Origin of the sequence: Gilliamella sp. Nev5-1 (assembly GCF_001690895.1) — a bacterium.
Taxonomy (GTDB): Bacteria; Pseudomonadota; Gammaproteobacteria; order Enterobacterales; family Orbaceae; genus Gilliamella; species Gilliamella apicola_C.
Window position 1 is genome coordinate 1 of sequence record NZ_LZHO01000014.1, and the last position, 10,874, is coordinate 10,874.

Here is a 10,874-nt window from a genome sequence, read left to right on the forward strand (position 1 = left end):
ATAGACAACAATTTGGAAGTGATAACGCTTCGGCTCATTTTAATAAAAACCTCATAAAACCAGAGTTACCAACCGTGACAAAACTTAACATGCAAAACGAGTTATCAAGCATGAACCTATCGCAAATGGCATCAAGCCAACGCGCCGAACTGCTCAATCAATATTATGATAATAACCTTGCGATTAATCTTACTACCGATGAAATCTATCACTATCAAGATAACGCATGGCAACCTATAAGCGATAAACTGTTAATGCGAACGCTAGCCGATTTATTCACTCAATCAGGCGAGCCATTTAACCCTATGCGAATTAGCTCAGCGGTTGAATCGCTCAGGTTATCACTGCCTATAATGGGAACACCTCAGAAAGATTTAATCTGCTTTAAAAATGGCGTATATGAGCTAAAAAGCCAAACCTTTAGACCTCACAATAAGCAAGATTGGCTATTAGTCAGTAATGATATTGATTACTACCCTGTCAAAGAAAATGAATCTTTTGATACTCACGCGCCAAACTTCGCTAAATGGCTAAAAAGAGCATCAGGCAATCAAGATAAGGCTAAAAATATCTTAGCTGCGCTATATATGATATTGGCTAATCGTCATGACTGGCAATTATTCTTAGAGGTTACAGGCGCAGGCGGTAGCGGTAAAAGTGTTTTTGCTGAAATTGCGACGATGTTATCAGGTAAAAACAATACTGTAATAGGCACTATGGACGCATTAGAAAAGGCAAGGGACAGAGCCTTAATCGTGGGTTACTCATTAGTCATATTACCCGACCAACCGCGTTATATGGGTAGTGGTGCAGGATTAAAAGCGATTACTGGCGGTGATGAAGTCGCAATAGACCCAAAACACAAGCAACCCTATTCTTGTAAAATCCCTGCGGTAGTTTTGGTTATCAATAACGAGGCAATGAGATTTAACGAGCGTAACGGCGGTATATCACGGCGTAGGGTTATCTTTCACTTTGGCGAGGTCATCCCTGAAAAAGAGCGAGATTTAAACTTGGTTAGCAAAATAGAGCAAGAACTCCCCTCAATTGTGAGGTTGCTATTAAATGAGTTTACCAGTCCAGCAGAAGCCAAAGAAAGACTACACCAGCAACAACAATCAGACGAAGCGACGGCGATTAAACGCGAATCCGACCACTTGGTAGATTTTTGTAGTTATCTTGATGCGCTTGATTATCCCAATGGTATGTTTATTGGCAATATGGGAATAATGCCCTTTAACCCCCGAAAATATTTATATCATGCTTATATTGAATACATCCGCAATACAGGTTTAAACAATCCGTTATCACTGACGCAATTTGGCACATCGCTTAATTATGCAATGAAAGAAAACGGTAAAGACTACATGCGTAAAAGAGCAAATAAAGGGATGAGGACCAACGTAGAGCTTAATATCAATACTAGTCAAGATTGGCTACCCAAAGCCGAAGAACTAGCTCGTAGTTAATATTTGTTAACCTATGAACCGCCTAATTTGGGCGGTTTTTTGTTGTTCGCTTATGTAAGATAAGATACATTAAATGGGTATTTTCTTATAAATAAAAGGTTTTAAAATTGAGTAATTTATCTCTCGATGAAATTTTATCGCTTTATAGATTTAATCAATATTATGGTTCACCATCAGAATATTTTTATTCTAGTGGCCTAATAATTGATTGGGCTGAAAAACAAGTTATGCAAGGTGATGATTCAGAAATACTATTGATTATTGCTTCTTTGGGACTTGATAAAAAAATAGATAGCGATGAGGTTATGACGTACTTAAAAAGATATCTTTCCGAAAAAAATATTTCTATACCAAGCATTAATTATAGCTGTTTATTTTTCATGAGACTTTTTAGCCAAAAAATTATGATATGTAATAGTTTAGAAGATATTGGCGATCTTCTTCATAGTTTTGTATTCAAATATATAGAATTTGGAAACAGATATTTTCATAGAATAAAGCACTATTGGCTTTTTATCTATTATGATTACTTTGATATGTATGATGGTCTTAATTGTTATTGTGCCGAAAAACAACTTAGTGAAGCAAAACGATATACAAGAATAAAAGCCTTAGCAAAAAGATTTTATTCTTTTTTAAATAATAAAGAAATGGTGGAATATTTAGCTAAACATATATAGCTAGATCTAAATTAATCCATTATTTATCTTGTGGTGAACACCTAAAGTGTACACTTGTGAATAGTAAATATTCAAGTATACACCGCTCAAACCCTTTTAGAATAAGGATTCAAGCAAGTAGTGAACACCGTGAACACTTTTTTATAAAATTTTATTTTTATGGGGGGGAGGTATAAAAAATCTAAAACATAATTAACGGATACCGCTCACCTAGATAAATTTTTACACCGTCAAAATTCTAAAACCAATTTTTTTTAACCTTTCAATTCGGCAAGATTAAAATACCTAATATTGGGGTCACTTTTTGTTTTAGGTATACGTTTAGGTATACGATTCGATTTTTAAAAGTTAATCTTTCAGTATTTCCAGTGTGTTTATCTATATGATTCTGTTTCCCTTGGCCCAATTCAATAAACAGTAACATTCTTTAAAGCCCATTAAAGTACACTAAACCCAATAACAACAAGCCTTAAAAGCAATTTTATTATCCAGTAAGTATCATTAAGGTACATTTACAACCAAATTTTTTAGGTATATGCTTAGGTTATACGGGCGCAGTATACTTATATATCGTATACCTAAAATAGTTATGGCAAGGAAAACGCACCCATTAATAGACACCCAAATAAAAGCCACCAAACCAAGAGATAAAGATTGTAACTACCCCCTAAAATAGTACAGCAAAAAAGTAGAAAATTCTCTATGATAAAAGAAAAGGGGGTTTAATTATGAAAAAATGACTGAACATCAAATCGTCGCTATTTTAAAAGAGGCTGAAGCGGGTATTGCCGTTAAAGAACTGTGCCGTAAATAGGGCATGGGTAATTCAACTTTCTATAAATGGCGAGAAAAATACGGCGGAATGGAAACGTCGGATATCAAACGCTTAAAGGAGCTGGAGGCTGAAAACCGCAAGCTTAAGCTGATGTTTGCCGAACTGAGCTTAAAATCTCAGCTTCAGGAAGAAATCATAAAAAAGCTTTAGTGCCCACCAAGGCACGTAAAACGTGGGCACAGCAACTACAACAAAATCATTCGGTTACTATTGCTATGAGTTGTGCCATTGTTGGTTTAAGCCGTTGTGCTTACTATTATCAACCTAAGTTGCAGGATGACTCGGTGATTGTTTCGGTGTTGAATACTATCACAGACCGGCATTTACGTTGGGATTTTCCTAAATGTTTTAATCGTATCAGAAAGCTCGGCTATCAATGGAATCATAAACGGGTATATCGGGTGTATTGTGAATTAAAGCTTAATCTCAGGGTAAAGCGTAAAAAACGTATTCCTCCACGATGCCCGTAAAGGTTATTAGTCCCCAATAAACAAGGTGAATGTTGGTCAATGGATTTTATGAGTGACAGTAGCCGTAATCAACGTCGCTTTAGGACATTCAATGTCATCGATGACTTTAATCGTGAGGCGTTAGGTATTGATATTGCAGTAAGCTTACCAGCAGGAAGGATTACCCGTTACTTAGATAAATTGGCCGAATATCATGGGTATCCATTAAAAATACGGGTCGATAATGGGCCAGAATTTGCAGGAAAACCTTTACCAACTGGGCTAAATTACATGGTATAACCATTGATTATATCCAGCCCGGTAGCCCTTATCAAAATGGCTATATTGAACGATTTAATCGTACCTATCGTACTGAAGTACTCGATTTATATCTATTTAATAATCTAGAACAAGCAAGAAAGGTAACCGAAGAATGGCTAACCATTTATAACACCGAAAGACCGCATGAGGCATTAAATAACATGACACCGATTGAATACAAAACACTAAAACAGGCTGCTTAATTTTCTACGTAAGTTGTGTACTAAGTTTGGGGTATTTACAAGACGAATACATAAACTCGGTGGTTTTACCCTCCACTGTTTTGCTAGTACGACGGTTAAAAGCATCATAAGTATAAGTGATGATAAGCCCTGTCGGTTTAATCACTTTGATAAGCCGATGCCGGCAGTCGTATTCATAGTGGGTAACTAGACGGTGGTTTTTTCCGCTCTTTTCCGCAATCAGGTTACCAAAGCGGTCATATTCAAAGTGTTTATCACTAAAAAAGGTGTTTATCACTAAAAAAGGTTAACCGGTTGCCTTTGGCAATATTGGCATGAAAAGGCGTGGGGGCTAGCGCTTGGGTTTCACTGATTTTATTACCCGTTGGGTCGTAATCAAACTGCTCGACTTTTTCAGCATTTTTGTATTTAAAGTATAACTTACCCTTCTTGATATAACTTTAGAATTATTTTCTATTTTATTATCTCGAATAAAAAACTGGCAAAGAGATTAAAAATCACCATTAATCTGCTTTACCATACACCACATTTTTATATCATCAGTTAACTGATAGCTAACATAATCATCAGTAATTAATATACTATTTTTAGAAATTTCAAAAGCTTTTAAAAAAGCTTCTTGTAAAACAATTTCAGGAAAAATTTTTTCTAATATTAAGTCAAACCCAATCATTTTTTGTTCCTTTTCCAAACTTCAAGTGCTTTCGATTTGGCCTCTTCAGTTACTTTCATGCTATTCAGTATTTGAGCTGCTTGCTTTCTATTATCAAATTTTTTATAAACGCTAAGAATTTTAAATTCTCCTCTATTAAGTGTGGTAATGCCTTTTCCCGATATGGGAGCTAATGTACCATTCACTTTTAGTAAATATATTCTACTATTTACGGTTATTGGTCGTTTTTAATCATTGCCTACCAGCTTTTAATGTCTGCAACATCTTTAGCTACATCAATAGATGAATCAATTACAAAATTATGTGTTTTTACAGTAGTTTTCTGATTTATATTACGAAATATATTAGGGGAATGGATATCCATTCTAGTAAATTTCGTATATAGTAAATTATGATATTAACAAGTTTTATTTTTTTTATTTACATACTCTTGAAGATATATATCTAGGGGATATGCGGTTCCTAATTCGTATATCTTTCCACTATCTTTATCAATTACAAATGGGCAATTACCTATTAATTGTGTTGAAAAATCACCGGTTTCTAAAAATTCTCTAGATTGAAAACAAAAAAGCCACCCTTCAGAAAACCTATCTATTACAGTAATCTCTACAGGAACGTCGTATTCAGCTAAATAATTTTTAGCTTTATTTATCGCTTCAAAAAAAGTAATCATCAATTAGTCCTTAACAATTTGAAAGATTTAAATTTTACCATATCGGCAGCTTTACCAGTTTGCCCATCTAGAAAACGTATAAAGCCCCTTTGATTCACTACATTGAAAACATGCCCTGGTTGCCCCAGCCCATAAGAACCAAATACAATACCTCTTGCACCAGAGCCTGCATTTGTCATTTGCTCAATAATATTATTAGGGCCATTAACATTTTGAAATTTTGCCCCATATTGTTTTTCTAACACAGATATTGGAACTCCATTTTTTGAATTAATTGGTAAAGCAGAAGCTGGATTACCACCTAATGTTGCATCAGTAACTATCGCACAATTGACGCAATTATGAGTTCTACCTTCTGTAGGATAACCCGGATTTACATCACGTATAGAACCAGCTGTATCATTGATTGTAGTATTGCTTTTCTCCTTTCCAACAACCCCCTCAAACCCATTATTTTCAACCTTAATCAACCCTAACGGATCTATCCAATTTATCGGATCGCCATTGACATATTGATAACTATTTAACCCACCCTGTATACCAAGTGGGTCTTGGGTGATATATCTGCCGGTAAATGGGTCGTAATAACGGTTTAAGTTGTAATGTAACCCCGTCTCCTCATCATAATATTGCCCTTGGAACCTTAACGGATTATCGGGCAGGGAATCTATATCGTCCTGATGGTAGGTTTCGTTTATTATCTGCCCATAAGCATTATACTGGCATTCGTAGAGGGTGTCACCTAAGCTGCCGGTAAGGGCTATGGGTGTGCCGAGGTGGTCGTTTTGATACCAGTAGAGTTTGATGTTATCTTGTTGGGCATTGCCGTGCACAAGGGCTAATGGGCGGTAAGAGTCTAGCTCGTAAAGGTAGCTTTGCCAGTGTTTATCGGTCTCGGCAATAAGTTTACTACCTCGCCAGATAAATTCGGTGGTTTTACCATCCACAGTTTTGCTAGTACGACGGTTAAAGGCATCATAAGTATAGGTGATGATAATCCCTGTCGGTTTAATCACTTTGATAAGTCGATGCCGGCAGTCGTACTCATAGTGGGTGACTAGACTGTGGTTTTTTCCACGCTTTTCCGCAATCAGGTTACCAAAGCGGTCATACTCAAAATGTTTGTCACTAAAAAAGGTTAACCGGTTGCCTTTGGCGATATTGGCATGAAAAGGCATAGGGGCTAGCGCTTGGGTTTCACTGATTTTATTGCCCGTTGGGTCGTAATCAAACTGCTCGACTTTTTCAGCATGATGCTGCTCGGGATTGACCTCAGGATAAGTCACTGTGTGTAGCTGACCGGCGTTATCATAACGATAACGGCGTGGCTGATGCCCGGTGATTTCGGCAAGCTGCCCGTTATAATGATACTGATATTGCCAGATTTAATGCGATAAAAATCAAACAAGATAAGCTAATTGTTAAATTTTTTTTGTTAATTTTAATAAATAAAACATACCCCCACTAATTATGTGGGGATTTCACTATTTACTTTGAATAACGTTCTCTTAATTTATTCATATAAAATTCGATTGAATCTTTATCTTTAGGATGCGCTTCAATATAGCTATTAGATATTATTTGCATAAGTTCAACAAATTTTGGGGGAGATATTGTGGAACTTTCATAATCTCCAAACATAAAACTTACTTCATCAAATTCTTCAGGATTATCCCTGTCTTGGTCTAATGCATAACCACACCCCTCGGACGGTGAACATCCAATTCCTTTGGAAGCATCATATAAAAACTGTAAAAAATTCATTTTTTGTTCTTTATACATTATTTCCAATAAGCTATATAAATCTCCTCCATCATTTTCAATTAATTTTTTTTCAATTTTTTTCAACCATTGTATATTATTTGTCATCTAATACTCCTCGGCGGCATTGTCAAAAATGCATTATTTATTTTATTAGTTTTTGGGTCATGTGTCACTCTGAACCAATAGCCATCTACTTTAATATCATACACGTTCTTTGTCGGATTTGATTGAAAATAATCTTTTGCTTGATGTGCTGCTTTATTTGACATCTCCGCTACTTTTGCATCAGAAAGTATTGCAGGATCATAGGTGGTTTTTCTTTCAACACCTTTGTATCCGGTTACTTTTCCTGCATTTGGTCCATTTCCGGCTATAGCTGGAATTTGATACTCATATTCAATCAACCCAGGATATTGTCTATCTGTGTACTTAGGGTTTACAATTTTAGCACCTGTTATTTCAATAGATTCTAGAAATGCATCTTGATTATGAGCACCAGAAATTGTACCTTGTTTTCGATTTATTACTCCTAATTGTTTATTATGAGTAGTAACATCTGATACAAAAGTATCTGGTACTAATTGTGTATCAGCTTCTTTTCCAACAATCCCCTCAACGCCCTTGTCAGCAACCTTATTGCTGGACATCCGGTTATTATTAAGGTGAGTTAAAACAAGTTCATTATTGAACTTACGATGCAGATCTAAAAAAGATAAAAAAATCCCAACATCAGGCAGAAATTTAACAAGCTTTAATTCTGTTATAAATTAATATTGTGTTTCTCTGCTAGTTCACTAAGCATGATCCCAAATTCTAAAAGATCTTCTCTAGTCCACCCTGTTAAGGTAGGAATTTCATTTACACTGCATGAAACTAAAACAGCAGATTCAAGCTCTCTTATTAAGTTAAACTCCCTCTCACTCATTTGAACATTTAATAAATTATTTTGTTTCTCTAATATCTTCATTTTAAACCTCAGTTAATTCATTGGCGGTGTTTTTTGGATTGGTAAACGTTTAATATAGTTATCCCATCCAATATCATAATCAGGCCTAAATGCTGTACTTTCACCTTTACCCGGATTTCTTATAACAATAATTCTTATATTTGAAGCTAAATAAACAACTCGCCCGTCAGAGTAATAACGTACGTCTGTCGGGTTATTAATAACTTTTTCTACATGTTGTCGGAACTGCTCTCGTGTTCTAATACCTAGGGAATTAAATTCACCTCGTTGTAAAACATGCTTATCAAAAGCATGTCCATTGGCTATTTCTTGAGATGCTAATTGAGCATTTAATTTAGGATTATTGGCGGCATTCTCTGCTCCTGTAGCAGGTTTTGTTACTGTAGCTCCCTTTCCAGCAATGCCCTCAAACCCATTATTTTCAATCTTAATTAACCCTAACGGATCTATCCAATTTATCGGATCGCCATTGACATATTGATAACTATTTAATCCGCCCAGTATACCTAGTGGGTCTTGGGTGATATATCTGCCGGTAAATGGGTCGTAGTAACGGTTTAGGTTGTAATGAAGTCCTGTTTCCTCATCATAATATTGCCCTTGGAACCTTAACGGATTATCGGGCAGGGAATCTATATCGTCCTGATGGTAGGTTTCGTTTATTATCTGACCATAGGCATTATACTGGCATTCGTAGAGGGTGTCACCTAAGCTGCCGGTAAGGGCTATGGGTGTGCCGAGGTGGTCGTTTTGATACCAGTAGAGTTTGATGTTATCTTGTTGGGCATTGCCATGCACAAGGGCTAATGGACGGTAAGAGTCTAGCTCATAAAGGTAGCTTTGCCAGTGTTTATCGTTATCCGTTTCAGCAATAAGTTTACTACCTTGCCACAAATTTGTCTGGAACAAATTTGAACAACGCTTTAGTGTTGGCCCTGCAAGGGTGAGTCTCATGGATGAGACGAATACATAAACTCAGTAGTTTTACCATCTATGGTTTTGCTAGTACGACGGTTAAAGGCATCATAAGTATAGGTGATGATAAGCCCTGTCGGTTTAATCACTTTGATAAGTCGATGCCGGCAGTCGTATTGATAGTGGGTAACCAGACGGTGGTCTTTTCCGCGCTTTTCGGCAATTAGGTTACCAAAGCGGTCATACTCAAAGTGTTTATCACTAAAAAAGGTTAGGCGATTGCCTTTGGCGATATTGGCATGAAAAGGCGTAGGGGCTAGTGCTTGGGTTTCACTGATTTTATTGCCCGTTGGGTCGTAATCAAACTGCTCGACTTTTTCAGCATGATGTTGCTCGGGATTGACCTCAGGGTAAGTCACTGTGTGTAACTGGTCGGCGTTATCATAACGGTAACGGCGTGGCTGATGTCCGGTAATTTCAGCAAGCTGTCCGTTAGGATTGTAGTGATATTGCTGTTGCCAAATTGGCGTTGGCGAGGTCTGGGTGCTAATATCATAACCATGATAACGTTGATGGGCAATAAGTTGCCCTAGTGGGTCATACTGGTAACGGTTAACCAGCCCATTACCCTGACGGCGTTCACACTCTCGCCCTTGTTTATCCCAACGAAAAGCGGCTAATGGCTGGTGGTCGAGTGTCATCCCCATTAGCTGACCCTGATTGTAATGATATTCTAACCATTGCCCATCGGGCAGTTTAGTGCCATTGAGTAAGCCGGTGTTTTCATCGTAGCGATGGCGAATAGTCGCCCAGTTTTGGTGCTCAGCCGTTAAACGACCAACTTCATTATATTCCCATCCTAAAACCGATTGCCCATCGAGTATTTGTGTTAATAATCCATTCTGATTGTAACTATAGTGCTCTTTTATGCCATCAGCTAGCTCTTTTACGATGAGTTTTCCACGGCTATCACGTTGGTAGCGGGTAATGAGCGGTTTTTCATCATGTTGGTTACCATACTCGTGTTTTTCAATTAAATAGCCATTTAAATCGTAATGATAAGTGGTTTTTACCTCGTCAAAACCAATTTCTTCACTCAATTGCCCCGTTGGCGTGTAGCTGAAGCGGTAACGTTCCCCTTTCTGATTTTCAATTTCACTGATTTGTAGATGGATATTATCATAACGAAATTTCAGCCGTTCGCCATCTGGCAGCCGCTTTTCGGTCATTAAATGTAATGGCGAAGCGTAGTCATATTCTGTGACTTTACCCGCTTCATCTTTAAACCAAGTCACTTTGCCATAAGCGTTGTATTGATACTCACGAGTGGTGTTATTCGGGTAGGTGATTTTTGTGATTTGTCCTAAATCGTCATAAGTATAATAGGTCTTGCCCTGTTGTCCATCACTGACGACCGTGAGCCGAAGTAAAGCATCATAGCTAAATTGAAAAAGACGTCCATCGGAAAAGCCTAGCTGTTGTAATTCACCGTTATCTCCCCACGTAAAATGTTGTTCGCTACCATCAGGGTATTGGGTCGATAAACGCTGTCCATCTTCATTATAACGATGACGAGTGAGTAAACCGTCGGGCGTTTCCAACTCAATAATGTCGTCGTGATGGTTATAACGTATTCGCCATATCAGCCCATTTTTTTCAATTCGAATAATTCGTCCACGTTGCCAAGTATAATCTTCATAACTGTTGTCTGGGTAAATAATGGTTTTTAACTCGGCATTAACCGTATATTCATAGTGGGTTTGATGCCCTAACGCATCAATCTCAACGGTTTTCAATCCCTCTTCATTATACTGATAGGTTTTGGTCGCCCCATTAGCATCGGTTTCTGACTGTAACAAACCATCTTTATGGGTGTAACACTTTTGACTGCCATCAGCCATGGTGACAATCACGTTTTCATC

General features: G+C 37.3%; 10 protein-coding genes and 2 pseudogenes. 3 read left to right on the forward strand and 9 right to left on the reverse strand.

The genetic code is table 11. The features are described 5' to 3' along the window. The 3 genes and pseudogenes from A9G41_RS02615 to A9G41_RS02630 form a co-directional block, all read left to right on the forward strand. A partial coding sequence (locus tag A9G41_RS02615) for a DNA primase family protein (protein ID WP_082259604.1) occupies positions 1–1,469 on the forward strand: 1,469 nt, incomplete at its 5' end. Between the two features lie 107 nt (positions 1,470–1,576). Beyond that, positions 1,577–2,149 carry a hypothetical protein gene (locus A9G41_RS02620; RefSeq protein WP_075539304.1) on the forward strand — a complete coding sequence of 191 codons (573 nt, stop codon included), beginning with the start codon at positions 1,577–1,579 and terminating at the stop codon, positions 2,147–2,149. Positions 2,150–2,885: 736 nt separating this feature from the next. After that, a pseudogene (locus tag A9G41_RS02630) lies at positions 2,886–3,957 on the forward strand (IS3 family transposase). A gap of 4 nt (positions 3,958–3,961) precedes the next feature. On the opposite strand, the gene A9G41_RS13365 reads toward A9G41_RS02630, so the two are convergent. The 9 genes and pseudogenes from A9G41_RS13365 to A9G41_RS02675 all read right to left on the reverse strand — a co-directional run. Then, positions 3,962–4,234, reverse strand: a complete 273-nt coding sequence (locus tag A9G41_RS13365) for an RHS repeat domain-containing protein (protein ID WP_081302225.1) — start codon at positions 4,232–4,234, stop codon at positions 3,962–3,964. Between the two features lie 213 nt (positions 4,235–4,447). Continuing rightward, positions 4,448–4,648 (reverse strand): hypothetical protein, encoded by a 201-nt coding sequence (locus A9G41_RS02635; RefSeq protein ID WP_141675241.1) that lies wholly within the window; start codon positions 4,646–4,648, stop codon positions 4,448–4,450. Positions 4,649–5,027: 379 nt separating this feature from the next. Then, positions 5,028–5,306 carry a YrhB domain-containing protein gene (locus tag A9G41_RS02645; RefSeq protein ID WP_065582860.1) on the reverse strand — a complete coding sequence of 93 codons (279 nt, stop codon included), beginning with the start codon at positions 5,304–5,306 and terminating at the stop codon, positions 5,028–5,030. Beyond that, entirely contained in the window at positions 5,306–6,592 is a 1,287-nt protein-coding gene (locus A9G41_RS02650; protein ID WP_065582861.1) for an RHS repeat-associated core domain-containing protein, read from the reverse strand. The genes A9G41_RS02645 and A9G41_RS02650 overlap by 1 nt, the downstream gene beginning before the upstream one ends. A 202-nt stretch (positions 6,593–6,794) precedes the next feature. Then, positions 6,795–7,175, reverse strand: coding sequence for a ribonuclease toxin immunity protein CdiI (cdiI, locus tag A9G41_RS02655; RefSeq protein WP_065582862.1), 381 nt, complete (start codon positions 7,173–7,175; stop codon positions 6,795–6,797). Further along, entirely contained in the window at positions 7,172–7,717 is a 546-nt protein-coding gene (locus A9G41_RS02660; RefSeq protein WP_065582863.1) for a CdiA family toxin C-terminal domain-containing protein, read from the reverse strand. Before A9G41_RS02660 ends, cdiI begins: the two co-directional genes overlap by 4 nt. A 113-nt stretch (positions 7,718–7,830) precedes the next feature. Next, positions 7,831–8,037, reverse strand: a complete 207-nt coding sequence (locus A9G41_RS02665) for a hypothetical protein (protein ID WP_065582864.1) — start codon at positions 8,035–8,037, stop codon at positions 7,831–7,833. A 12-nt stretch (positions 8,038–8,049) separates the two neighbouring features. Continuing rightward, positions 8,050–8,991: an RHS repeat-associated core domain-containing protein gene (locus A9G41_RS02670; RefSeq protein ID WP_075539305.1), complete on the reverse strand. Its 942-nt coding sequence runs from the start codon at positions 8,989–8,991 to the stop codon at positions 8,050–8,052. Beyond that, positions 8,988–10,874, reverse strand: a pseudogene (locus tag A9G41_RS02675) (type IV secretion protein Rhs); the annotation flags it as partial. The pseudogene A9G41_RS02675 and the gene A9G41_RS02670, both read right to left, overlap by 4 nt.